The organism is Catellatospora sp. IY07-71 (assembly GCF_018326265.1).
In the GTDB taxonomy this organism is placed as follows: Bacteria; Actinomycetota; Actinomycetes; order Mycobacteriales; family Micromonosporaceae; genus Catellatospora.
In genome coordinates, this window is record NZ_AP023360.1 from 3,999,533 (window position 1) to 4,022,105 (window position 22,573).

Annotated in this window: 18 protein-coding genes; 14 read left to right on the top strand and 4 right to left on the bottom strand. The window is 72.1% G+C overall.

Annotated features, from left to right (window positions below; all coding sequences use genetic code 11):
- Positions 1 to 195: 195 nt before the first annotated feature.
- Positions 196 to 2,724, bottom strand: a complete 2,529-nt coding sequence (gene valS / locus CS0771_RS17930; protein ID WP_212842054.1) for a valine--tRNA ligase — start codon at positions 2,722 to 2,724, stop codon at positions 196 to 198.
- A gap of 319 nt (positions 2,725 to 3,043) precedes the next feature.
- Here valS and CS0771_RS17935 point away from each other — a divergent pair, with 319 nt between their 5' ends.
- From CS0771_RS17935 to CS0771_RS17960, 6 genes are all read left to right on the top strand, one after another.
- On the top strand, positions 3,044 to 3,883 hold the full coding sequence (locus tag CS0771_RS17935; protein ID WP_212842055.1) for a hypothetical protein: 840 nt from the start codon (positions 3,044 to 3,046) through the stop codon (positions 3,881 to 3,883).
- 127 nt (positions 3,884 to 4,010) lie between these two features.
- Entirely contained in the window at positions 4,011 to 4,235 is a 225-nt protein-coding gene (locus tag CS0771_RS17940; RefSeq protein WP_212842056.1) for a TM2 domain-containing protein, read from the top strand.
- A gap of 115 nt (positions 4,236 to 4,350) precedes the next feature.
- Positions 4,351 to 5,022, top strand: a complete 672-nt coding sequence (gene trmB / locus CS0771_RS17945) for a tRNA (guanosine(46)-N7)-methyltransferase TrmB (protein ID WP_212845896.1) — start codon at positions 4,351 to 4,353, stop codon at positions 5,020 to 5,022.
- A 204-nt stretch (positions 5,023 to 5,226) separates the two neighbouring features.
- Complete coding sequence (locus CS0771_RS17950; protein ID WP_212842057.1) at positions 5,227 to 6,234, top strand: N-acetylmuramoyl-L-alanine amidase; 1,008 nt, start codon at positions 5,227 to 5,229, stop codon at positions 6,232 to 6,234.
- Positions 6,235 to 6,510: 276 nt separating this feature from the next.
- Positions 6,511 to 6,708 (top strand): hypothetical protein, encoded by a 198-nt coding sequence (locus CS0771_RS17955; protein WP_203751558.1) that lies wholly within the window; start codon positions 6,511 to 6,513, stop codon positions 6,706 to 6,708.
- 190 nt (positions 6,709 to 6,898) lie between these two features.
- A complete protein-coding gene (locus tag CS0771_RS17960) occupies positions 6,899 to 7,378 on the top strand; it encodes a hypothetical protein (protein ID WP_212842058.1) in 480 nt (159 codons plus the stop codon).
- A gap of 11 nt (positions 7,379 to 7,389) precedes the next feature.
- On the opposite strand, the gene CS0771_RS17965 is transcribed toward CS0771_RS17960, so the two are convergent.
- Positions 7,390 to 9,063, bottom strand: a complete 1,674-nt coding sequence (locus CS0771_RS17965; RefSeq protein ID WP_212842059.1) for a tetratricopeptide repeat protein — start codon at positions 9,061 to 9,063, stop codon at positions 7,390 to 7,392.
- 267 nt (positions 9,064 to 9,330) lie between these two features.
- Here CS0771_RS17965 and CS0771_RS17970 point away from each other — a divergent pair, with 267 nt between their 5' ends.
- The 7 genes from CS0771_RS17970 to CS0771_RS18000 all read left to right on the top strand — a co-directional run bounded on the left by CS0771_RS17970 (position 9,331) and on the right by CS0771_RS18000 (position 16,681).
- Positions 9,331 to 10,167, top strand: coding sequence for an SDR family NAD(P)-dependent oxidoreductase (locus CS0771_RS17970; protein ID WP_212842060.1), 837 nt, complete (start codon positions 9,331 to 9,333; stop codon positions 10,165 to 10,167).
- Positions 10,168 to 10,271: 104 nt separating this feature from the next.
- Positions 10,272 to 11,096 carry an SGNH/GDSL hydrolase family protein gene (locus CS0771_RS17975; RefSeq protein WP_212842061.1) on the top strand — a complete coding sequence of 275 codons (825 nt, stop codon included), beginning with the start codon at positions 10,272 to 10,274 and terminating at the stop codon, positions 11,094 to 11,096.
- A 205-nt stretch (positions 11,097 to 11,301) separates the two neighbouring features.
- On the top strand, positions 11,302 to 12,879 hold the full coding sequence (locus CS0771_RS17980) for a cellulose binding domain-containing protein (protein WP_212842062.1): 1,578 nt from the start codon (positions 11,302 to 11,304) through the stop codon (positions 12,877 to 12,879).
- A 183-nt stretch (positions 12,880 to 13,062) separates the two neighbouring features.
- On the top strand, positions 13,063 to 15,075 hold the full coding sequence (locus tag CS0771_RS17985; protein WP_212842063.1) for an MDR family MFS transporter: 2,013 nt from the start codon (positions 13,063 to 13,065) through the stop codon (positions 15,073 to 15,075).
- An 84-nt stretch (positions 15,076 to 15,159) separates the two neighbouring features.
- The gene (locus CS0771_RS17990; RefSeq protein WP_212842064.1) at positions 15,160 to 15,615 is read left to right on the top strand and encodes a thioredoxin family protein; all 456 of its coding nucleotides are present in this window, start codon (positions 15,160 to 15,162) and stop codon (positions 15,613 to 15,615) included.
- A complete protein-coding gene (locus CS0771_RS17995; RefSeq protein WP_212842065.1) occupies positions 15,612 to 16,043 on the top strand; it encodes a DUF4395 domain-containing protein in 432 nt (143 codons plus the stop codon). Before CS0771_RS17990 ends, CS0771_RS17995 begins: the two co-directional genes overlap by 4 nt.
- Before the next feature lie 188 nt (positions 16,044 to 16,231).
- A complete protein-coding gene (locus tag CS0771_RS18000) occupies positions 16,232 to 16,681 on the top strand; it encodes a VOC family protein (RefSeq protein WP_212842066.1) in 450 nt (149 codons plus the stop codon).
- A gap of 61 nt (positions 16,682 to 16,742) precedes the next feature.
- On the opposite strand, the gene CS0771_RS18005 is transcribed toward CS0771_RS18000, so the two are convergent.
- Positions 16,743 to 19,031, bottom strand: coding sequence for an ATP-binding cassette domain-containing protein (locus CS0771_RS18005; RefSeq protein WP_212842067.1), 2,289 nt, complete (start codon positions 19,029 to 19,031; stop codon positions 16,743 to 16,745).
- Positions 19,032 to 19,585: 554 nt separating this feature from the next.
- On the opposite strand from CS0771_RS18005, the gene CS0771_RS18010 reads away from it, so the two are divergent.
- Positions 19,586 to 21,112, top strand: a complete 1,527-nt coding sequence (locus CS0771_RS18010) for a sodium:proton antiporter (protein WP_212842068.1) — start codon at positions 19,586 to 19,588, stop codon at positions 21,110 to 21,112.
- Positions 21,113 to 21,156: 44 nt separating this feature from the next.
- On the opposite strand, the gene CS0771_RS18015 is transcribed toward CS0771_RS18010, so the two are convergent.
- Positions 21,157 to 22,299 (bottom strand): lytic polysaccharide monooxygenase, encoded by a 1,143-nt coding sequence (locus CS0771_RS18015; RefSeq protein ID WP_212842069.1) that lies wholly within the window; start codon positions 22,297 to 22,299, stop codon positions 21,157 to 21,159.
- Positions 22,300 to 22,573: the final 274 nt, after the last annotated feature.

Genomic DNA, 22,573 nt, shown 5'->3' on the forward strand with positions numbered 1-22,573 from the left:
GGCCGGCCGTGGTTCGCCCGCAGGTCCGGCTCCGGATCGGCCGCGTTGATCGCGGTCTCGTGTCACAAAGTGCGGTCCAGCCCCACCTTTTGACACGAGATCGCGATCAACAGACCACCCGCCCCGCCCGCCCTCACTGGGTGCGTTAAGAAGGGCACCTTCTACTACGGATAGCGATAAGAAGGTGCCCTTCCTTCACAGGTGGGCGAGGTAGGTGGGGTGGGGGTGGCGGGTGACGGACTCGATCACGCCGGCGTCGCGGATGTCTCGCTCGATGAGCGGGAAGTAGGCGTCGTCGGGGGCGGTGAGCAGGGGCACGGGCGTGCGCATGGACACCTTGGCGGCGGACTTGGCCCGGCGCACCGCCTCGATCGCCTCGGTCGCGGCGGTCAGCAGGGCGGGGTCACCGGCGTGGCCGTCCAGGTCGGACGGGGACGGCCACGGGGCACGGTGGATCGAGCCGGGCTGCCACCAGGACCAGGCCTCCTCGGTCACGAACGGCAGCACCGGGGCGAGCAGGCGCAGCAGCACCGACAGGGCGGTGCGCAGCGCCAGCCGCGCCGAGTCGGCGGCCGCGTCGCCGTGCTGCCCGTACGCGCGCTGCTTCACCAGCTCCAGGTAGTCGTCGCAGAACAGCCAGAAGAAGCGCTCCGCGGTGTCCAGGGCACGGCCGGCGTCGTACTGCTCCAGCGCGTTCGCCGCCTCGTCGATCACGGGGCGGAGCGCGGCGAGCAGGGCACGGTCCAGCGGCTCGGTCACCGCGGCGGCCGGGCCGGGCGCGCCGAGCCCGAGCACGAACCGGGTGGCGTTGAGGATCTTCATGGCGAGCCGCCGCCCCACCCGCATCTGCCCGGTGTCGAAGGCCGTGTCGGCGCCGGGCCGGGCGGCGGCGGCCCAGTAGCGCACCGCGTCGGAGCCGTACTCCCGCAGCAGCCCCAGCGGCGTCACCACGTTGCCGACCGATTTGGACATCTTCTTGCGGTCGGGGTCGAGGATCCAGCCCGCGATGGCGGCGGTGCGCCAGGGCAGCGTGCCGTGCTCGGTGTGGGCGCGCAGCACCGTCGCGAACAGCCAGGTACGGATGATCTCGTGGGACTGCGGCCGCAGGTCCATCGGGAACACCTTGGCGAAGAGGGCGTCGTCGAAGCCCCAGCCACCCGCGATCTGCGGGGTGAGCGAGGAGGTGGCCCAGGTGTCCATCACGTCCGGGTCGCCGGTGAAGCCGCCGGGCCGCCCGCGTTGATCCTCGGTGTAGCCGGGCGGGGCGTCGGAGCTGGGGTCGATCGGCAGCGCCTCCTCGGCCGGGGTGATCGGGCGGTCGTGCAGGGGCTGCCCGTCGGCGTCCAGCGGATACCACACCGGGATGGGCACGCCGAAGAAGCGCTGGCGACTGATCAGCCAGTCTCCGGCGAGGCCGTGCACCCAGTGCTCGTATCGGGTGCGCATGTGCGGCGGCTGCCAGGCCAGCTCGCGTCCGCGGGCGAGCAGGTGCTCGCGTAGCGCGGCGTCGCGCCCGCCGTTGCGGATGTACCACTGCCGGGTCGACACGATCTCCAGCGGCTTGTCGCCGCGCTCGTAGAACTTCACCGGGTGGGTGATCGGCTCGGGTTCGCCGAGCAGCTCGCCGTGCTCGCGCAGCAGCGCGGTCACCCGCTCCCGCCCGGTGTGCACGGTGGCCCCGGCGAGCTGTCCATACAGCTCGCGGCCGGTCTCGGACAGCCCGTCGGGCGCGTCGGGCCGGAAGCGGCCGTCGAAGCCGAGCACCGGACGGGTGGGCAGGTCCAGCTCGCGCCACCAGATCACGTCGGTGGTGTCGCCGAAGGTGCACACCATGGCGATGCCGGTGCCCTTGGCCGGGTCGGCCAGGCGGTGCGGCAGCACCGGCACCCGCGCCCCGAACAGCGGCGTGCGCACCGTGCTGCCGAACAGCGGCCGGTAGCGCTCGTCGTCGGGGTGCGCCACCAGCGCCACGCAGGCGGGCAGCAGCTCCGGGCGCGTGGTCGCCACGACCACCGGCTGACTCTGCGTGGCCACGATGATCGGTGCGGTCCCGTCGGGGTGGAAGGCCAGCCGGTGGTATGCCCCCGGCCGTTCCCGGTCCTCCAGCTCCGCCTGGGCCACCGCGGTCCGGAACGTGGTGTCCCACAGCGTCGGCGCCTGCGCCGGATACGCCTCGCCGCGCTCCAGCGCACGCAGGAAGGCGCGCTGCGACACGGCGCGGGCCCGCGTGCCGATGGTGGTGTAGAGCAGCGACCAGTCCACCGACAGCCCCACCAGCCGCCACACCTGCTCGAACGCCTCCTCGTCGCGGGCGGTCAGACGTTCGCACAGCTCGATGAAGTTGCGCCGCGAGATCGGCACCTGGGCCTTGCCCGGCTTCTCCGGCGGGGTGAAGTGCGGGTCGTAGGGCAGCGACGGGTCGCAGCGCACCCCGTAGAACTGCTGCACCCGGCGCTCGGTGGGCAGGCCGTTGTCGTCCCACCCCATCGGGTAGAACACGGCCCGGCCCCGCATGCGCTGGAAACGGGCGATGACGTCGGTCTGGGTGTACGAGAACACGTGCCCCACGTGCAGCTCGCCGCTGGCCGTCGGGGGCGGGGTGTCGATGGCGAACACGCGCTCACGTGGCGCGTCGCGGTCGAAGCGGTACACGCGCTGTTCTTCCCAGCGCTGCGCCCACTTGTCAGGGAGACCGTCGATGGTCGGCTTGTCCGGAAGGCTCATGACCTCACCTCGGGGAACAGGCGCCCGTACGCGAGGGGGAGGCCGGGTTCGACCACCGCGCGCCGGGGCGCGGTGATCGAAGGATGACTACGCGCGGCCCGAGTCGGCTACGCGTACGACGAACGATGCGGAGAGCGCGTGGGTCATGGCTCCTCCTTCGGCATCGCTCGGTTGGCACGATGGTAACCGGTCGGCCCGGCGCGCGCATCCGGTCATCGCCGGATCACTCCGGCGGGTGCCGCCGGATCACTCCGGAAGTGTCGTCACTCCGATGAGTCGGACCATTGCGCTCGGTGACGAAAGCGATCGATAGTGGCCTGTGACCAATCCTGCCTCCCCGCGCACGATCGTCCCCTATGCCGGGGCCGCGATCGTGGTCGTCTGTGCCGCCTATTTCGGTTTCCTCATGGTCGGCGTGCCCGGCATCGTGGCCGTGCTCCTCCTCGGGGCGCTCGCCGTGCTCGTCGCGCAGTTGCGCGCCGCCCGGGCGAGCCGCCGCCGAGTGCCGCCTCCGGACAGGGCCGAGGCGGATCGGCGCACCGCGCTGACGGTGGCCGGTCTGGGCGCGGGCGGCGCGGTGCTCGCGGCGCTCGTCACGGCGCTGGTCCCGGTGCTGTTCAAAGACGACGTCCCGGCCGCCGCGACGTCCGCTGCCACGCCTGGCGCCTCGGCAGGCCACACCGCGTCGCCGTCGCCGTCGGCGCCGCCCTCGCCGTCGTCGGTGCCGTGGGCCGGTCCGGGCACCGACTGCCTGGTCCTCGACGTGGACGTCGACCAGTACGGGTCGGTCGGCTCTGCGCTCGCCGTCGGGTATCAGGTCAACCTGACGGGGCAGTGGCAGCCCGCGTACGACGGCGGCAAGCTCTGGATCTTCGTGACCGGCGGCGGCACCAACGCGCACTTCCCGTACGTGGGGGAGATCGTGCGCGACGGCGGCCGCTGGGTCGCGTGGGGTATCCCGCTCGGCCGCAAGGAGGTGGCCGCCGACGCGAAGATGGGCGTGCGCACCCTGGAGGTGATCGTGGCGACCCCTGAGCAGGACAAGCAGCTGCGCAAGCAGGTCGACGCGGCGGACTTCTGGACCAGGGGCGGGGTCGTGCAGCAGCTGCCCGCCGGCGCCGCCTCCGTCGCCCGGATACCGGTCGACCGCGTCTGCTGATCAACCGTCAAGCCAGGACGGTGTGCCCGAGTGACGGTTGTTACCAGGGGTGACTGTTGTTACGGTCCGAACTCGCCGATCACGGCTCGGTGATCGGTTACACCTCTTGATCCGAAGGAAAACGACTGTGACCACCGCTCCGGCCACCACCGGCAAGTCCTGGCTCGTCACCCTGCTGCTCTGCATCTTCCTGGGCACCCTGGGCGTGCACCGCTTCTACACCGGCAAGATCGGCACCGGCATCCTGCAGCTGATCACGCTCGGCGCCTTCGGCATCTGGACGTTCATCGACTTCATCATGATCCTGATCGGCAAGTTCGACGACAAGCAGGGCCAGCCGCTCGTCAAGTGACCTGACGCGGTCCGTGCGGCCCCTCGCGCCCGGCAGGCGCGGGGGGCCGTCGCTGTATCCTGACTGTCTTGTGACCACCTCTGACCTGGCCGGCACGCGCGAAGACGGCCGCCACATGACGCGCATCACCACCTTCTACCCCCGTCGCGGGCGGGTGAGCGGGCGGCACGAGGACGCGCTGACCAGGCTGTGGCCGACGTACGGGGTCACCATCGCCGACCCGTACCCACCGCTGGACCCGGCGGATCTGTTCGGCCGCAGCGCGCCGCTGGTGCTGGAGATCGGCTCCGGCATGGGCGACGCCACCGTGGCCATGGCCGCGGCCGACCCGGGCCGCGACTACCTGGCGGTCGAGGTCTTCCCGCCCGGCCTGGGCAACCTGCTGGCCGTGGTCGAGGAGCGCGGGCTGACGAACGTGCGGGTCGCCCAGGGCGACGCGCTGCACCTGCTCCGGCACATGATCGCCCCGGACTCCCTCGCCGCCGTGCACGTCTACTTCCCCGACCCGTGGCCCAAGGCGCGCCACCACAAGCGCCGCCTGATCCAGCCGGACAACGTGGCGCTGATCCGCTCGCGCCTGGCCGTGGGCGGCATCCTGCACTGCGCGACCGACTGGGCCGACTACGCCGAGCAGATGGCCGAGGTGCTCGCCGCCGCCGACGGCCTGGCCAACCTGCACGACGGCTTCGCCCCCCGCCCCGCGCACCGCCCGGTCACCAAGTTCGAGCAGCGCGGCGTCGCCGCCGGCCGCCACATCTTCGACCTCCTCCACCGCCGCACCCACTGAAAGGAGGGGCACCTTCGTCGGATCGCGTCAGCGAGACGAGCAGCGGCTCAGCACGCTATGCGTGGTAGAAGGTGCCCTTCTTAACCCTCGGCTTAGGACGTAGCTAAGTTTCGTCGTCTAGTTGTTACTTGTAGGTTCTCGACGGAATCGATGCATTCTCATTAATGTCAGGCCACCAGTCCCTCTTACCCCGGGAGGACCTCCATGGTGGCCACCCTGTCACCTCTGCTGCGCCGTGCCGCGGCGTTCGGCGGCGGCGTCGCGCTGACGCTCGGCACGCTGCTGGCCGTGCCCACCGCCGCGCAGGCCAGCACCGACTACGGCCCGGCGGCCTGGGTGCCGGCCAGCACCAGCAACTACACCAACGCCAGCCGCGAGTCCGACTACAACATCAACTACGTGGTGATCCACACCATCCAGGGCTCGTACAGCAGCGCGATCAACTGGTTCCAGAACCCGGCCGCTCAGGTCAGCGCCCACTACGTCGTCTCCAAGGGCGGCGCCGTGACGCAGATGGTGCGCGAGGCCGACGTGGCCTGGCACGCCGGCAACTGGACGTACAACACCCAGTCGATCGGCATCGAGCACGAGGGCTACGTCGAGCAGGACGGCTGGTACACCGAGGCGATGTACCAGGCGTCGGCGGCCATCGTGCGCAGCGTGACCAGCAAGTACGGCATCCCGCGCGACCGCGCCCACATCATCGGCCACAACGAGGTCCCCGGCGCCACCCACACCGACCCCGGTTCGCGGTGGAACTGGACGTACTTCATGCAGCTGGTCAACGGGACCACGCCGCCGTCGTGGACGCAGACCGTCGACAACACCACCGCGGGCCGGTTCACCGCCTCGGCCAACTGGGGCACGTCGAGCTACTCGGCGCAGCGGTACGGCGCCGACTACCGGTACGCCAACCCGCAGGCCGTGTCGGACGCCGCCTGGTACAAGTTCGCCGTGCCGGCGACCGCGAGCTACCGGGTCGAGGTCTGGTATCCGGCCGTGGCGGGGTACAACACGTCCACGCCGTACGTCGTCGTGACCACCGGCGGCAACACCACCGTCCAGGTGAACCAGCAGGCCAACGGCGGTAAATGGGTCACCCTCGGCACGTTCACCCTGGCCGCGGGCGACTACAACGCCGTCGGCGTCAGCCGCTGGACCAGCACCTCCGGCTACGTCATCGCGGACGCGGTCAAGCTGACCCGCGTCTGATCGCCGCTCCGGCGTGATCGAACGCCCGCCATGCCGTTCCCCCGGCATGGCGGGCGCCTCGGCCACGGGTGGGCCGTTTCGCAGGTGCGGATCATCGTGGGGCCTGCTAGGCTCCTGCGCATGTACATCTGAGCGTGATCCCCACGCCCGCGCCGCTCGACGTGCGCGGCGAGCGTGCCGCGCCGCCCCGTCGAGGGCCGCGCGCCTGATCCGTCTTTTCCCCACGCCCTGCCCGCGACGGCGGCTGTCGGCGTGCCGCATCCGTAGGAGACACTCATGCGTGAAGATCACAGCTCGGAGCAGCCCGCGCCGGACGAGACCGCCGAGGCCGAGCAGCAGCCGATGAACCGCGCCGAGCGGCGCGCCAAGGGCAAGCAGTCCGGCCAGCAGCAGGCGTACGGCAAGCAGGCGTTCGCGCCCAAGAAGAGCCAGGGCCACGGGCCCCGGCTGTGGGCGAACCGCCGCGCCGGCTGAGCCGTTTCCGCACCTCGATCCGCCGATCCCGGTCCCGCCGGGGTCGGCGGATCCGTGTTTGTCGGTCCCCCTGCCTAGACTCCGCCGGCATGACGATGCCGACCATTGTGGACTGTCTTGCCGAGCACGGAGAGCCGCCGGGTGACCGGTGCGGGGTGCCGGGTGGAGTGCCGATCCGGGCGGGTGGCAGATGTCCCGGCCGGTGACCTATGCCGAACACGCCGACCAGGTCACGGCCTGGATCACGAGCGGTGACCTGGACGCCGCCGCGGCCGGGCTGGTGGCCGCGCGCCGCGCCGGGGGAGGCGCGGGGCTGCGGCCGCTGCTGGAGCCGGTGGCCGCGCTGCCCCGCCCGCAGCTGACGGCGCTGGTGCGGGCGCTCCTGCGGCAGCGCCGCGCGCACGGCGGCTGGCCGGTGGACAGCGTGCTCGGCGCGGTGTGCCCGCTGCTGCCGCCGGACCTGCCGCCGGACCTGGTCGCCGAGCTGCTCACGTTCGCGGTGGACAGCTCCTACGACCTGCCGGTGATGACGCTGGCCGGGCTCGTCGCCCAGCAGTTGCGGCACGGCGCGCTGCCGCCCGCGGTGCTGGCCCTCATGGAGCGGCGCAAGCGGGAGAGCCTGTGGCTGCGCGAGCTGGCCGCCTCGGCGGCGGCGCGTGCGGTGCGGTAACGGTGGGCGGATCAGGGGCGGGCCGCGGGGGACCGCCCGCGATCGGTGCACACCGGCGGTGACATCACGGTCTGCTCGGCGCTGTACACGAGGGTGACGGTGACGCAGTAGTCACGCCGTGGGCTGAGGCCGGGCAGCGTGAACGTCTCCGTCCCGGCGGGCAGCGACTGCATGGCGCGCATCGGCTCACCGGCCGGGGCCGCCGACAGCACCACCGCCGCGGCCACCCCGGCCGGGTACTGCCAGCTGACGCGCAGCTTCTCGCCCTCGTCGGCGAGGGTCAGCCCGGTCGCGGCCGGGGGCGCCGACGGCGGCGGCACCGAGGTGGCGGCGGCGGGCGGCGTCGGCTCGGCGTCCGGATCGGACCCGTCGGCCAGCAGGAACGCGCCTACCAGCGCGGTGATGGCGACCAGCGCCGCGCACACGGCCAGCGCCGCCGCCCCCGCGCCGCGCCGCCTGCGCACGGGCGGGGAGTACGACGTGCGCAGGCCCGGCGGGGGCGTGGTCGGCACCGGGAACGGCAGATCCTGCCTGCTCGGCGCGGACCGGCCGGTCCGGTCCGGATACACCACCGGCACCTGCTGCCCGCCGAACCCGACGGTCGGACCGCTCCCCTCCGGCGGGCCGCCGTCGCGTGCCGTGCGCTGCTCCGGCCACGTGCGGTCGCGCATCCCGTGCTGCTCCGGCCAGTCGCCGGCCGGAGGCGTGTGCCGGTCGGGCCGGCTGCCGGTGGAGGGTGCGCCGCCCGTCGCGGGGTGGTGGCCGGATGCGTCCCCGGCGTCGGGGGACAACGGGGCCTGACGGGTGCGGCGGATGCGCGCGGGGTCGTCGTACCGCTCGAAGATCTCGTCGTCGGGCCACTCGCCGGCGTCCCCGGCGGGGCCAGGGCCGGTGTGGTGCGGCCCCGGGATGAGGTCGTCCGGGTGGGGCACCAGCACCGGCAGCACGCCCGGCCCGGGGTCGGCAGCCCGCAGGCGCTGCTCCTCCGGCGGGGGCGTGCCGCAGCGGTGCTCGGCGTCGGCCGCGGCCCCCGTGGCGGCCTGCAGCAGCCGGTGCGTGTCGTCGTCGGCGGGCAGCCAGGCGGACTCCTCGCGGGCCTGCTCCAGCAGCTCGTGCGCCCGGTCGAGGTCGCCGCAGTCGCGCCACATCCCGGCCAGCCGGACGGTCATGCGTACGTTGACCGGATGTCCCGGGCCGTGCCGGGACACGTGCGCGGCGAGCGCCTCGGCGAGGTGGCGGCGCCCGTCGGCGCAGCTGCCGCGGGCGTGCTCGACCACGGCCGCGTCCGCGCGGGCGGCCAGCGTGCGGTCGGCGTCGGGTCCGTCGGCCCGCGACAGGTCGCGGATCAGGTCGTCGTAGACGTCGGCCGCCCGGTCCAGCGCACCGGTGCGGTGCAGGCAGACCGCCAGCACGCCGAGCGCGTGCAGGGTGCGCCGGTCCAGGTCGCCGTGCAGCGCCTGCGCGGCGGCGTGGGCGTACGCGGCCCAGCTGCGGGCCGCGTGCGGCTCGCCCAGGTGCAGCAGCACGCCGGCGTACAGCGCGGCGGTGTCGGCCTCGGCCGCGTCGGCGTGGCGCGGGTCCTGGTGCGCGAGCGCGAGCTGGTCCCGGAGCAGTTGCCGGGCAGCCGGGAAGTCGAGTCGGCGCACCAGCTCGCGTGCGCGGGCCAGCCGTCCCCCCTCAGGCATGGCACCCATCGTGCCCGCTCACCCACCACCTGTGAAGTCCCCAGATCAACACTCCTGACCCGACGGAGCGCCGCGCCCCGCCCAAGGTCATCCGACTTGCCTGGCACATGGGCGTATGACGGCACGAGATACGCCCATGTGCCAGGCAAATCGAACGATCATGCCGGGGCGTGGCGGGGTGCGGCGCGGGCGGGGCGATCGGGCGGGCGGGTGGAGTGCTTGGCGGACGGTAGGGTCTGCGACCACATGGGCGAGGGGAGTGCGGCAGTGGGACGGGACGTGGCCGGGCTGACGGTGGCGGTGACCGGGGCGGCCCGGGGGATCGGCGCGGCGGTGGCCGCGCGGCTGGCCGGAGCGGGCGCGCGCGTGGTGCTCGGTGACCTCGACCTCGCGGCGGCGGAGGCGACGGCCGCGGCGCTGCCGGGTGAGTCGCGCGCGGTCGGGCTCGACGTCACCGAGCAGGACTCCGTGGACGCGTTCCTGGACGCCGCCGAGCAGGCGTACGGGCCGGTGGACGTGCTGGTCAACAACGCGGGCGTGATGTGGGTGGGCCCGTTCGGGGCGGAGCCGGAGCGGGCCGCGCGGCGGCAGTTCGACGTCAACGTGCACGGCGTCCGGCACGGCTTCCTGGCCGCCGTGCCGCGTATGCGCGCCCGTGGTCGCGGGCAGGTCGTCACCGTCGCGTCGGCGGCCAGCCGGATCAGCCCGCCGGGGGAGGCGACCTACGCCGCCACCAAGCACGCGGTGTACGGGTACGCCGCGGCCGTCCGCCAGGAGCTGCGCGGCACCGGCGTACACGTCAGCCTGGTCATGCCGTCGGTGGTGGAGACGGAGCTGGCGCTGGGTACGAGCCACGGCTCGGTGCCGCGGCTGCGTCCGGCCGACGTGGCCGCGGCGGTGGAGCGGGTGATCCGCCGTCCCCGGTTCGAGGTCTTCGTGCCGGGCCGGCTGGACCCGCTGACCCGGCTGCTGGCGCTGCTGCCGCAGGCCGGGCGGGATCTGGCGTACCGGCTGCTGGTGCCGGACCAGGTGGCGCTCGGCGACGGCGGGGCACGGGCGGCGTACCAGGTCGAGGCGGGCCTGTCCGAAGCGGACGGCCAATAGGGACATAACTCTTGTGACCTAGGTCACCTGGATATTACCCTTCGGTAACCGCGTGCCCGCGCGGTATCAGGTTCCTCCTTCGTACCCCCGGAAGGCAGGCTCCCATGCGTCTCGCGCGCCCGTCCCTCGCGCTCGCCGCCGGTCTGGCCGTGGCGCTGCTGTCGGCGACCCCGGCAGCCGCCGTCGGCCCCGTCCCCAACTCGATGGCCAGCATGGGTGACTCGATCACCCGTGGCTTCAACGCCTGCGGCTGGTACAGCGACTGCACCGACCGCTCCTTCAGCACCGGCGGCTACGCGTCGGTCAGCTCCCACTACCGGCGGATCCTCGCCAAGAACGCCGCCATCAGCGGCCGCAACTACAACCAGGCCAGGAGCGGCGCGAAGGCCGCCGACATGCCCGGCCAGGCGACGGCGGTGGTCGGCCGCAACGCCGACTACGTGACCATCCTGATCGGCGCCAACGACGCCTGCACCAGCTCCGAGGCGAGCATGACCTCGGTGGCCGGGTTCCGGGCGTCGATCGACACGGCGCTGGCCACGCTCAAGAGCGGCCTGCCGAACGCGCGCGTCGCGCTGATCTCGATCCCCGACGTGAAGCGGCTGTGGGAGGTCGGCAAGGGCTCCTCGTCCGCCCGCAGCGCCTGGTCGCTGTTCGGCATCTGCCAGTCGCTGCTGGCCAACCCGACCTCGACCACCGCCGCCGACGTGGCCCGGCGCGACCGGGTACGCCAGCGGGTGGTCGACTTCAACGCCCAGCTCGCGCAGGCCTGCGCGGCGTACGGGTCCAACTGCGACTTCGACGACAACGCGGTGTTCAACTACCCGTTCGCGCTGTCGCAGGTGTCCACCTGGGACTACTTCCACCCGAACACCGCCGGCCAGGCCGTGCTGGCCCAGATCTCCTACACCGCCGGCCACAACTGGTGAGCCGGGAGGAGGGCGCCCCACGGCACCGGGGCGCCCTCTTTTATCTGCCAGAATCGACAACACTCTTTACTGTTAACCGTCTTTAAATTAGGGTTGCCGCAAGGCCCTCATGAGCGCTTGACCGTTCCTCACAGCTCGCCGTCGGGCGACGTGCTCCCCGAAGCCGTCGCCCGCCGCGCGCTCTCTGCGAAAGGACAACCGCGCCATGAGAAGGTCCCTGCGGGCCGGTCTCGCCACGCTCGGCGTGGCATTGCTGGCCGGCGCCATCTCCCTCGTCGCGTCCTCGCCGGCCCACGCCGCGACCGCGACCTTCACCAAGGTCTCCAGCTGGGGCAGCGGGTACGAGGGCAAGTTCACCGTCACCAACAACTCCTCGTCGACCATCACCAGCTGGAACGTGCAGTTCGACCTGCCGTCCGGCACCACCATGGGCGTGTTCTGGGACGCCGCGGTGACCACGTCCGGCCAGCACGTCACGGCCACCAACGTGGGCTGGAACGGCACCCTCGCCGCGGGCGCCTCGACCAGCTTCGGCTTCAACGCCAACGGCTCGGGCAACCCCACCAACTGCACGGTCAACGGCACCAGCTGCACCGGCGGCACCCCGCCCAGCTCCTCGCCGCCGCCCGCGGGCGTGCCCGGCAAGCCCGGCAACCCGAGCGTCACCTCGGTCACCAACAGCTCCATCTCGCTGAGCTGGGGCGCCTCCACCGGCACCGTCACCGGCTACCGGGTGTACGAGGGCAGCACCGTGCGCGCCACCGTCACCGGCACCTCCGCCACGCACAGCGGCCTGGGCACCTGCACCGCGCACACGTACACGATCAAGGCGTACAACAACAGCGGTGAGTCCGTGGCCAGCAACGCGGTCACCGGCACCACCTCCGGCTGCCCCAGCGGCACCTTCAAGGGCGCCGCGCCGTACTACTACGTCGGCTGGGGCAACCCGCCCGCGCCGGCCACGGTCATGAACGCCACCGGCATCAAGTGGTTCACCATGGCCTTCATCCTCTCCGGCGGCGGCTGCACGCCGGCCTGGGACGGCAGCCGGCCGCTGACCGGCGGCGCCGACCAGAGCACCATCAACGCCATCCGCGCGGCGGGCGGCGAGATCGTGCCGTCGATCGGCGGCTGGAGCGGCAACAAGCTCGGCCCGAACTGCTCCTCGGCCGCGGCGCTGGCCGGGGCGTACCAGCAGGTCATCAACGCGTACAACCTCAAGGCGATCGACGTCGACATCGAGAACACCGACGAGTTCGAGAGCGAGGTCGTGCAGGACCGGATCCTGGGCGCGCTGAAGATCGTCAAGCAGAACAACCCCGGCCTCAAGACGATCATCACGTTCGGCACCACGACCACCGGCCCGAGCTACTGGGGCACCCGCCTGATCAACCAGGCGGCGGCGCTGGGCGCGAACATCGACATCTTCACGATCATGCCGTTCGACTTCGGCGGCGGCGCGAACATGTACCAGAACACGGTCAACGCCGCGGTCGGCCTGCGCAACGCGCTCAAGACCGCGTTCGGCTGGAACGACGCGACGGCCAACGCCCACCTGGGCATCTCCGGCATGAACGGCCTGTCCGACCAGCAGGAGCTGACCAGCACCGCCACCTGGACCCAGATCCGCGACTGGGCGAACGCCAACGCCATCGCCCGGCTGTCCTTCTGGTCCGTGAACCGCGACCGCGGTTGCGCGGGCGGCGGCGTCCAGTCCGCCTGCAGCGGCATCGCCCAGCCCGACTGGGAGTTCACCCGCATCACCGCCGGCTTCACCCGCTGACTCCCCGTCCCCAAACCCCCGGCCCGCGACCATCCCCCCGATGCGCGGGCCGGGTCCCCTTGATCCACCGACTTGCCAGGCAGATGGGCGAATCGCGCGTCAAGATACGCCCATCTGCCAGGCAACTCCAACGATCATCGCGAAGCCGGAACACCGCGGCGGACCGGTATTTAGTGTGACCATATGGACCGCAGTGGCGAGCTGAGCTCGGTGCGGCGCAACGCCGTGTTCGTCACGGTGGCGACCGGCCTGCTGCTCGCGGCCCTGGACCAGACCATCGTCGGCACCGCGCTGCCGACCATCGTCGGCGATCTCGGCGGCGCCACCCACCTGTCCTGGGTGGTCACGGCGTATCTGCTGGCCGAGACGATCGCCACCGCGCTGGCCGGCAAGCTCGGCGACCTGTTCGGCCGCAAGCTGGTGTTCCAGGTCTGCGTGGCGGTCTTCGTGATCGCCTCGGTGTTCTGCGGGCTCGCGCACAACATGGCCTGGCTGGTGGCCTGGCGGGGCGTGCAGGGGGCGGGCGCGGGCGGCATCCTGGTCACCTCGATGGCCCTGATCGCCGACTACATTCCGCTGCGCGAGCGCGGCAAGTACCAGGGCGCGCTGGGCGCCGTCTTCGGCGTGGTGACGGTGCTCGGGCCGCTGCTGGGCGGCCTGTTCACCGACCATCTGTCCTGGCGCTGGGCGTTCTACGTCAACGTGCCGCTCGGGGCGCTGGTCATGGTCATCTGTGCGACCAGCATGCCGAAGCTGCCCACCACCCGCCGGCCGGTCATCGACTACCTCGGCATCGGCATGATCGCCGTGGCCTCCACCTGCCTCATCCTCATGACGAGCTGGGGCGGCACGGAGTATCCCTGGATCTCTCCGGAGATCATCGGGATGGGGGTCGCGGGCGTGCTCGCGCTGGCCGCGTTCGTGCTGATCGAGCTGCGGGCACGGGAGCCGATGCTGCCGATGCGGCTGTTCCGCAACCCGGTGTTCAGCATCTGCGGGGTGCTCAGCTTCATCGTGGGTTTCTCCATGTTCGGCGCGCTGACCTTCCTGCCCACCTTCATGCAGTACGTGCAGGGCGCCTCGGCGACCGCGTCCGGGCTGCGCATGCTGCCGATGGTGTTCGGCCTGCTGATCACCTCGATCGCCAGCGGCACGATCGTCGGCCGGACCGGTCGCTACAAGTGGTTCCCGGTCGCCGGGGGCCTGCTCACGGCGCTGGGCATGTGGCTGATGTCGCTGATGACGGCGTTCACCCCGCTGCTGACCGAGGGCGTCTTCCTGTTCGTGCTGGGCCTGGGGCTCGGCATGAGCATGCAGACGCTGACCATCGTCGTGCAGAACACGGTCAACTACCACGACCTGGGCGTGGCCACCTCCGGCGTCACCTTCCTGCGCACCATGGGCAGCGCCTTCGGGGTGGCGCTGTTCGGCACGGTGTACACCCACTCCCTGCAGGACCAGCTGGCGCGGTTCGGCCCGGTGCTGGGGGCGCTGGACCAGCGGCAGCTGGAGAGCCCGGCCGGGGTGCACGGCCTGCCCGAGGCGGTCCGGATCCTGGTGGTCGGCGGCTACACCCAGGCGCTGCACACGGTCTTTCTGGCCGCGGTGCCGGTCGGGCTGCTGGCGGCGATCATCGCGCTGTTCCTGAAGGAGGTGCCGCTGCGCGACACCGCGCGGGCGGCGGCCCGGGACATGGGCGAGGGCTTCGGCATGCCCGAGTCCGCCGACCGCACCGAGCAGCTGGAAAGGGCCATCGCCACGGTATGGCGGCAGAAGGGCCCGCTGGCCGCACCGGCCGTGCTGGCCGGGGCCGGGGTCGACGGCGGCGTCGGGCTGGCCTGGTGCCTGGCCCGCACGGTGCTGTTCGCCGAGCACTACGGCCAGGCCCGGGTCGCCGACATCGCCGCGCACCACCACCTGCCCGCGCAGGTGCTGTGGCCCGCGTTCCAGCGCTGCGTGGCCGACGGCTACCTGGTCGAGGCGGCCGGGGCGGTGGCGCTGACCCCGCGCGGCACGGCCGAGTACGACCGCATCGCCGCCGCGTGGCGGCAGTGGCTGTCCGGCGAGCTGTCGGACTGGGAGGACACCACCGACGAGGAGTTCGAGCGGGCGGTGCGCCAGGCCTCACGGCAGCTCGTGTTCGAGGAGGAACCGGCCGCCGAGCCGACGGCGACGGTCCCGGCCCGGCGTGAGTGAAAACACCGCGAACGAAGTGTGAACCGCGTCCGCTCCTCGGGATGATCATCGCGGTCGCCCCTGGTCACGTGGCACGCTGGCGGCATGGATCTCACCGGGCCGGCCGTGGCGGGCGTCGCGCTGTTCGCGGCGACCGCGTACGGGCTGGTCCACCGCCGCCGGGCGGGTACCGTCCGTGCCGTGCCCGCCGCATCCGACACCCACGCCCCGCTGCTGGCCGAGCTGGGCGTACAGCCCGGCGCGGTGACCCTGCTCCAGTTCTCGTCGGCGTTCTGCGCCCCCTGCCGGGCCACCCGCGTGATTCTCGCCGAGGTCGCCCGCGCCACGCCCGGGGTGGCCCACGTCGAGGTCGACGCGGAGAGCCGCCTGGACGCGGTCCGCGCCCTCGACATCTGGAAGACCCCCACCGTGCTGATCGTCGACGGGGAAGGGCGCATCGCGGGCCGTGCCCAGGGCACCCCCACCCGCGCCCAGGTGCTGGCCGCGATCGACCCGCTGCTGCCCGCCGAGCCTGTCCAGGCCGAGAGGAAGTCCGCATGATCGACCCCCGTGGTCCGCGCTTCGCCGCGGCGGTCACCACCGCTGTGATGGTCGTCGTGTTGCTCACCGGCTCCGGTTGGCTGGCGCTGGCGCAGGCGGCCGTCTTCGCGCTGACCGCGACCCGGCCGCGCCTCGGCACGTACGGACTGGTCTACCGCACGCTGCTCGCGCCGCGGCTGGGCCCGCCCGCCGAGCTGGAGCCGCTGGCGCCGTTCCGGTTCGCGCAGGCGGTCGGCTTCGTCTTCGCCACCGTCGCCACGCTGGGCTACCTGCTCGGCTCGTCGGTGACCGGCGCGGTCGCGGCCGGGTTCGCGCTGGCCGCCGCCTTCCTCAACGCTGCTTTCGGCCTGTGCCTGGGCTGCGAGATGTTCCTGGCGTACCGCCGCCTCGTCGGCCGCCCGATGACCGTACGCGTCCCGGCGGCCTGACCCGTCGCTTCGCCGACGCCGCCCGGCACCGGTGAAGATCGGTGTCTCGTGTCAGAAGGTGCAGCCTGGCCTTAGATTTCGACACGAAGCGGCGATCATGCCGGGGAGGCGGGGCGAGGTCTGCGGAAAGGTCGGGGTCTCCTGTTAGACACGCGGGGACCGGACATTCGACCTTGAGGAGCGGCGACATGGCGACACGGATCCAGGTGACGATCGACTGCGCGGACCCGAACCGGCTGGTGGAGTTCTGGGCCGCCGCCCTGCACTATCGGCCCCAGCAGCCCCCGGAGGACCACCCGACCTGGAAGTCGTACTGGCTGAGCAAGGGCATCCCGGAGGACGAGCTGGAGGGGGCGGAGAACATCGACTCGATCGAGGATCCGGACGGCGTCGGCCCGCGCTTCTGGTTCCAGCAGGTCCCCGAGGCCAAGGCGGGAAAGAACCGCCTGCACCTGGACCTGTCCGTCAGCGGTGGCCGCACCGTCCCGGTGGAGACTCGCCGCGAGCGCGTGCACGCCGAGGCCGAGCGCCTCATCGCTCTGGGCGCCACCCGCCTGCGCATCCTCTACACCGAGGGCGTCGACCACTACGGCGAGACCCTCCAGGACCCCGAAGGCAACGAGTTCTGCCTCCACTGAAAGGAAGGGCACCTTCTTCTACGGAATCCGAGAAGAAGGTGCCCTTCTTAACCCTCAGTGGTCAGGAGCGACCGGGTTCGTGGCGGCGCAGCGCCAGGCGGGTCAGGCCGATCAGCACGACCATCTGCACGCCCATGAGCACCATGTACTTGATCCAGTTCTCCGCGGTGTGTCCCCACAGCGGGTCCTGGTAGCTCTTGGGCAGCATGGCGCCCATGTCGATGGTGGCCGCACCGGCCGCGAACCCCCACCGGGTCGGGAAGATCCAGGAGATGATCTCCATGGCGGTCTGCCCGGCCAGCAGGAACAGGCCGCCGGAGAACACGAGCTGCGCCATGACCACGACCACCATGGCGGGCGTGGTCTGCTCGGTGGTGCGTGCCAGCGAGCTGATCAGCAGGCCGAGCACGGTGGACACCAGCGCGATGCCGACCATGGCGACGATGATCTCGGCGGTCTGGCTCGGGATCACCAGCGCCTCGGTCGGCGGCCCCTGGAACAGCGCCAGGTACACGAACAACGCCACCTGTGCCGTGTTGATCAGGAAGAACACGGTGAGCTTGGAGCTGAGGTACGCCGCGGCGGACAGGCCCACCGCCCGTTCCCGGGCGTAGATGGGCGCCTCGGCGACGATCTCCCGGACCGCCGCGGCCGTGCCCATGAACGCCGCGCCGGTGACCAGCACGACCAGCAGCTGCTGTGCCGTCAGGTGGACCGGCCCCAGGTTGGCCAGGCCGGAGTCGCCGGGCACGGTGTAGGACAGCACCGCCAGGATCAGCGGCATGGCCAGCAGGAACATACTGAAGCCACGGTCGGAGAAGATCACGTTGAGCATGCGCATGCACAGCGTGAAGTACTGCCGGATGGGCGCGCTGGGGTTGCGGGCGAACAACCCCCACGTTTTGCGGTCGATGTTGACCCGGCCGGGTTTCGCGGCGGGCGCGTTCGGCCGGGCACGGGCGGCCAGCGCGTCGTCGACGCTGACCGCAGCGGGCTCGGCGTCGTCGATCACGGCGGTGGGCAGCGCCACCTCGCCGGTCGCACCGAGGTCGGGCTCGTCCGTGCGCTGCGCCGGCACCAGCGGCACGGCCGCGGTCGGCTCCGCCTCACCGTCGGCGGCGACGGGCGCGGCGGCAGCCGCCGGGGCGGGTTCGGCGGCCACGGGCCGCGCGGCGGGCTCCTGCCGCGTGGACGGGGTCACCGCGCTGACGTAGCGCGCGTACAGCGGGGAGTTGCGGAAGGCGCGGGTCCACCGCTCCGGCTCCTCGGTGATCTTCGTGAAGACGTCGGCGTAGTCCTCCGCGCCGAAGAAGCCGAGCAGCTGGTCCGGCGGGCCGAAGTAGCCCATGGTGCCGCCCAGGCACATGACCAGCACCCGGTCGCAGATGTCCAGGTGCAGCACGCTGTGGGTCACCACGACGACGGTCTTGCCCTTGTCGGCCAGTTCCCGCAGCTCGCCCATGACCTCCTTGTCGAGCGCGGGGTCCAGGCCGGAGGTCGGCTCGTCCAGGCACAGCAGCGACGGCTCGGTCAGCAGCTCCATCGCCACCGAGGCCCGCTTGCGCTGGCCGCCGGACAGCACGTCGATGCGGGCCTTGGCGCGCTGGGTCAGCCGCATGGTGTCCATGACCTCGTCGACCTTGGCCCAGCGCACCTTGCGCGGCACGTCGTCGGCGAAGCGCAGCGCGGCGGCGTAGCGCAGCGCGGTGCGGACCTTGAGCTGCTTGTGCAGCACGTCGTCCTGCGGCACCATGCCGATGCGGTAGCGCAGCTGCGCGTAGTCGGCGTAGAGGTCGCGCCCGCCGTACCAGAGCCGGCCCTGGGTGGCCGGGCGCAGCCCGGTGAGCGCCTTGAGCAGCGTGGACTTGCCGCAGCCGCTGGGGCCGATGAGGGCCAGCAGGCTGCCCTCCGGCAGCGCGAAGCTCACGTCGTCGATGAGGACCTTCTCGCCCAGGCGCACGGTCAGGTCGTCGGCGATGATCGAGGCGGGGCCGGTGTCGACGTGGTCGTGCAGGCGTACGCCGTCGAAGAGCAGCTCGTGCCGACCGATGGAGACCATGTCGCCAGCGTGCATGAGGGTGGGCTTGGCGACCTGGCGTCCGTTGAGGAAGGTGCCGTTGCGGCTGCCCAGGTCGACGAGCGTGAAGGTGTCGCCGGTGCGGCGCAGCTCGGCGTGGTATCGGGAGGCCTGCAGGTCGGCGAGCACGATGTCGTTGTCGGCCTCGCGCCCGAGGCGGATGCGCACCGCGCCGTCGGCGGAGGCCGTCTGTCCGGAGTCGACCGCCGCGGCGGCCTTCTTCGCGGGGCTCCGGCGGCGGGCCGGGCGTTCGGTGGAGGGGTCAGTTGACACCCGCACATCCTTGCGGCAAGGCCAGTGCAGATCAAGCGCCATCCGGCTCGATAACCCCACCGTCCGGAACCCGACCGGTCTGTCGTCCCTTGATCACTCGACTTGCCTGGCAGATGGGCGAATGGGGCGTCAAGATACGCCCGTTTGCCGGGCAAGTCGGAGGATCATGGTGTTCCCGGTGCCTGAGTGAAGATCGTCACGGCGTGGGAGGTTCGGCAGGGGCCGGATTCGGCGCTATGGTGGTCGAGGTCGGTGCGTGGACAGTGTCCCCGGGCCTCAACTACAAAAGCCTTCACGGAATACCGTTCGGCTGGAGCCGTGTCGCGCCACTCGCCGCGAGGCGACCGCACGCACCGACCATGACTTCCTTTGTTGCCCGCCCGCTCCGGTGCCCGATCATCACCGGAGCGGGCGGTGCTTCTCTGCCCGCGGCTGGTGCGTTCCGCCGTCGTTACTTCGGCGAGACTACCAACAAAATCGGCAAGAATCCATGCCCTGCGACCCGTCATCGTGTCGCGTACGCCGATGATCGCGGGCCGTGGTGCGATGGCGGGGTGGACCAACACTCGGTCATCCTCGTGCTGCTGGTGCTGGGACTGCTGTGCGTGCCGGTCGGGACGCGGCTGCGGATCCCCGCGCCGGTCGTGGCCACGGTGTTCGGCGTCGTGCTGGGCGCCCTGCCTGGCGTCACGCTGGACCCGCCGCCTGAGCTGATCCTGCCGGTGCTGCTGCCGCCGCTGCTGTACGCCGCCGTGCAGCAGACCTCCTGGCGTCACTTCGCCCGGGGCTGGCGGCCCATCCTGCTGCTGGCGGTCGCCCTGGTCTTCGTCACCACCGCCGTCGTGGCGGCCGTCGCCACCCGCATCCACCCCGCGCTGCCGCTGGGCGCCGCCGTCGTGCTCGGCGCGGTGACCTCGCCGCCGGACCCGGCCGCCGTCTCGGCGGTGGCCGGCCGGCTCGGGCTGCCCCGGCGCACGGTCACCCTGCTGGAGGGCGAGGGCCTGTTCAACGATGTGACCGCGCTGACCATCTACCAGGTCGCCGTGGCGGGGGTGGCGACCGGGACGCTGTCGGTCTGGGGCGCGGCGGCCGAGTTCGGCTACGCGGCGCTGGCCGGCGCGGGCATCGGCCTGGTCACCGGTCTGTTCTTCGGCTGGCTGTTCGACCGGCTGCCCACCGCCGAGCTGCGTGCCGGGCTGAGCCTGCTGATCCCGTACGCCGCGTACCTGGCGGCGGACGCGGCGCACGCGAGCGGGGTGCTGGCCGTGCTGGCGGCCGGGTTCTGGCTGGGCGCGACCCGGGCCGACCCGGACGACGTCGCGGGCAGGCTGTCCGGGCGCAACTTCTGGGACGTGATCGAGCAGCTCGTCACCGGGTTCACGTTCGGCCTGATCGGGCTGGAGTTCGTGCAGGCGCTGGATGATCTCGGCGCGGACCTGTGGGCGTACTCGCGATTCGCCCTGCTGATCTGCCTGACCCTGGTGGTGGTCCGCTTCGCGTGGATGTTCGGGATGAGCGGGCTGATCCGCCGCCTGCGCGCCCGCGACCCGGCGGACGTGCCGGTGAGCTGGGGGGAGACCCTGCTCGTGGCCTGGGCGGGCATGCGGGGGGTGGTCACCATCGCCACCGCCCTGGCCCTGCCCCGCGACTTCCCCGGCCGTACCCAGATCGTCTTCGTCGCCGCCGTGGTCGCGGTCGTGACGCTGCTGCTGCCGGGGATGACGCTGCCCTGGCTGGCACGCCGCACCGGGCTGACCACGGGGGCGCAGCGGCGGCGCGAGGCGGAGCGGGAGATCATCGCGGCCGCTCAGGAGGCCGCCCTGCGCCGGCTGGCGGAGTTGCGCGCCGACGGCACGGTCGGGCCGGAGACCGCCCGGCGGCTGGAGGAGTGGCAGCGGGCCGTCCTGCTCGACGAGGAGGCCGAGGACGAGGACTGGGTGCGCCGCCGGCGGCAGGTCGGCGAAGTGCGGGCGGAGCTGCTGGCGGCGGCGCGGGCGGAGGTGCTGGACCGCCGGGAGCGGGAGCCGGAGGCCGCCGACGACGTGCTGCGCCGACTCGACCTGCACAGCGCGGTCCACTGAGGCCGGTGGCGCCCCCGGGCAGGAGGCGCCACCGGTTCATCGCGTCACGGAGTCGTACAGGTCAGCGTCGGCGGGTTGTTGGTCCCGCTGTGGTTGGCCAGGAATCCGAAGGTGGTGCTGGCGCCCGAGGCGAGGGTGCCGTTCCAGGACACGTTCTTGAACGTGGTGGCCCCGGAGGAGTTGGTGTAGGTGCTGCTCCAGCTCTGGTTCACGGTCTGCCCGTTGGGCCAGGTCGCCCGCACGGTCCAGCCGTTCACCGCGCCGCCCGCGGTCACCTTGATCTCCCCCTGGAAGCCGTTGCTCCAGTTGTTGACCTGGGTGTACGTCGCCGCACACAGCGACGGGGTGGGCGGTCCGGGCGTCGGGGCAGACGGAGCCGGGCTGCTCGGCCGCGGCGACGCCGCGCTCGGCGACGGCGAGGTCGAGCGGGACGGCGACGCCGACGGCGAGGTCGGGTTCGACGGGATCGGCGACGGGCTGGAGGGCGGGTTGTTGATGCCCGTCACCTGGCCGTTGCCGCCGTCGAAGATGACGTCGGAGCAGCCGTAGAACGTCTCCTGGCTGTCCGAGCGCTTCCACACCGAGTAGATGACGTGGCGGCCGGACTTACCGGAGGGCAGGTTGCCGTTCCAGTAGTAGTAGCCGTCCGGCGCCGGGGCGTTCATCGGCGGGTGGTCGATCGACAGGAACGGCTGCTCCTCCATGTCCGCCCAGGTCAGCGCCTGGTTGGGGTTGTAGCCGTCCTTGGTGACGTACAGGTAGAACCAGCCCGGGTGGGCCGCCCAGTTGCTGTAGCGCCAGGCGTGGTTCGCGCCCGAGGTGAGGTGGGTCAGCGGCCAGTCGCTGCGCGGCGCGTCGAAGCCCGCGAACTTGGTGTTGCCGCCGCTGCACAGCGCGCCGTCCGGGATGAAGCCGCGGGTGCGGCCCGCCCCGTCCGAGCGCAGCACGCCGAACCAGTCGTAGAACGGCTGTGCGCCGCCCACGGACATCGCGTTCTGGCAGGCGCCGTTGGTCGGCCTGATCTCGCCGGTGCTGGACTTGCCGTCCACGTAGCACAGGTAGGTCCGGCTGCCCGGGGTGAGCATCGCCCCGTGGGCGGCGGCCGGGCCGGCGTTGATCATCGTGAGCGCCACGCCGGCGGCGAGGGTGGCGGCGGCCGCGAGGGCCGCTGCCTTCAGCTTGTTCATGCTGCTGTCCTTTCCAGCACGGACACACCCGCCGCCGGGCCGAGCCCCAGGTCGCGAACGGAGATGTGCCGAGCTGCGCATGCGGGATCACCCCTGCCGCGGCCTCGGGGCCGGGGACAGGGGTCAGGGACGGTCCGTCGCGTGCGTGCGGCTCGTGCTGGCCGCGGTCCGCTCCACGGATGCCCTCGCGGCACCACGGCATCGACATTCCACCATGTGATTTACCGGTCAAGCAACCGTTGCGCCGTCCCATCCCGTTTGCGAGCATGTGCCG